Annotated in this window: 2 protein-coding genes; both read right to left on the bottom strand. The window is 64.3% G+C overall.

What is annotated here, in order from left to right:
• Positions 1-135: 135 nt before the first annotated feature.
• Positions 136-1,233, bottom strand: coding sequence for a flagellar basal body P-ring protein FlgI (locus WBB85_RS03525; RefSeq protein ID WP_432637238.1), 1,098 nt, complete (start codon positions 1,231-1,233; stop codon positions 136-138).
• A partial coding sequence (locus WBB85_RS03520) for a flagellin (RefSeq protein ID WP_432637237.1) occupies positions 1,230-2,219 on the bottom strand: 990 nt, incomplete at its 5' end. The genes WBB85_RS03520 and WBB85_RS03525, both read right to left, overlap by 4 nt.

The following is a 2,219-nucleotide window of genomic DNA, read 5'->3' as shown; positions in this document are numbered from 1 at the left end:
CAACCGGGCCTTCCGCGAAAGCTGACCACCGCCCGGCAAGACCGGCCGGATCCTGTCAGCATCTTTTTGAACGGCCGTGCCGTCCCGGTGATCCGCAAACCGGTCGGAACTGCGCGTATCGGATATCGGGCAGCGTCATTGCACCAGAAACTCCGCATGCAGCGCGCCTGCCGCGTTGATGCTTTTCAGGATATCGATCATGTCGCGCGGGCTGACGCCCAGTGCATTGAGGCCGGTCACGACCTCTGACAGCGACGAGGCCTCAGTAATCTCGGCCATGCCGATCCCCGGTTCTTCCTCTATCCCGGCCGCTGATCGTGGCACGACAACCGTGCTGCCCTGCGCGAAGGGATTGGGCTGGACCACGACCGGTTGTTCCTCGATCCTCAGTGTCAGGTTGCCCTGGCTGACGGCAACCCGGCTGATCCGGACATCCGCGCCCATGACGATCGTGCCCGACCGCTGATCGACGACCACACGGGCGCGTCGTTCGGGTTCGACCAACAGGTTTTCGACGCGCCCCAATGCATGGGCGGGCGACGCCATCCGTGTGGCCCGAATATCCAGCGCCACCGTGCCCGCATCGGTCATGACCGCAACCCGGCGACCGAATTCGGTGTTGATCACCTGTTCGATCCGGCCAGCGGTGGTGAAATCGGGGCTGCGAAGCGCAAGGCGGATGGCATTCAACCCGCCGAAGTCAAAGGCGATCTCGCGCTCCACCCGCGCGCCGGACGGAATCGAACCCGAAGTCGGCACCCCCTGCACGACACTTGCCGCCTGCCCTTCGGCCGAGGCGCCCCCAGCGATAATCGTGCCCTGGGCCACGGCATAGATTTCCCCGTCCGCCGCGTTGAGCGGTGTCATCACCAGCGTGCCGCCCAGAAGACTTTTCGCGTCACCAATGGCCGACACCGTCACATCGATCTGCCCCCCCGCACGGGCGAAGGGCGGCAGAGTTGCGGTGACGAAAACGGCGGCCACGTTCTTTGGCCGGAAGCTTTCGCCGGTAACGTTAACGCCCAGCCGTTCAAGGATGTTTGACATGATTTCTTCGGTGAAGGGCGCATTGCGGATGCCGTCACCCGTGCCGTTCAGACCGACAACCAGGCCGTAACCGACCAGGTCATTGCCCCTGACCCCGTCAAATTCAACCAGATCCTTGATCCGGATCGGTGCCGCCGCCGCCAGCCCCGCCACGAGCGATAGAAGAAGCGCCAGAAGAACTTTCATCTCAGGTAATCCGCCAGTGACAGGCGCGAAAGCCGCGCGGTGAGGGTGTAGAGGGTTTCGATCTGGGTCTGGACGGCCTCAAGCGCACTGGCCGTCTCATATGGATCGGCTGCGATGATCTTCGTCCGGGCAATCTCCAGCGCCGCCGTCTCTGCCGAGTTGCGGGTGGCGGCGGTGGCTATGTGCCCCTCGACCGCACCAAGGCGGGCGCGAAGATCGGCCATCTCGTCAGTGGCGGAAAACAGCGCTTCGGCCGAGGTCTTCATCAGCGCCGCGCGGCCGACCTGATCACCGGTCAGGACGCCTTCGGCGACAAGGGCGGACAAAGCGAGCCCCTCCAGCACATCACGCACCTCGGGGTTGGCGGCGGTGATGTCCATCGCCGCCTCATCCCCCTGTCCGACCTGGAACGGAGCAAGCGGCGTTGCCGAGCCGCCATAGATCAAGTCGAGATAGCCGCCGCCGCCAACCGGCACATCGAACCAGGCGGCCACGGCCGTCGCGACCCCGGTATCGGTCACCTGCCCCGTCGTCGCGACCATCAGCGCATCAAGGATATCCTGCGAGCCGAGGATCGGCTTTTGATCCGTCGCATCGCCCGACAGAAGATAACGGTCCGCCACCTGAGTATTGAGCGCCGCGACCACCGAATGGAACTTCTGCCGCGCATCCATTGCCGCCGTGTCGACGATCAGCGTCGTCCCGATCGAGGCGGCATTGGCAAGACCCGGGGCGATGTCGGTTGTGACATCCTGAACGTTGCCAAAGGCCGCCTGCAGCGCACCGGTGAACAGCTCCGCCTCATCCGTCGCGGTCTTGTAGGCACGCAGCGTTTCCAACGAATGGTCAATCCCGGCCAGCGCCTTGAAATCGCCCGACACCGCCCCGGCCAGATCGGATTTCACGCCGCTGGTCAGTTCAGCGGTCAGTTGCGAGAGATGGCGTTGCAGTTCCACATTGTGGCGCCGCATCTGGAAGGCCTGTGC

This window comes from Albidovulum sp., assembly GCF_049646345.1.
GTDB lineage: Bacteria > Pseudomonadota > Alphaproteobacteria > Rhodobacterales > Rhodobacteraceae > Albidovulum.
Note: the sequence above shows the minus strand (reverse complement) of the source record. Positions and strands in the feature narration are given on the sequence as shown.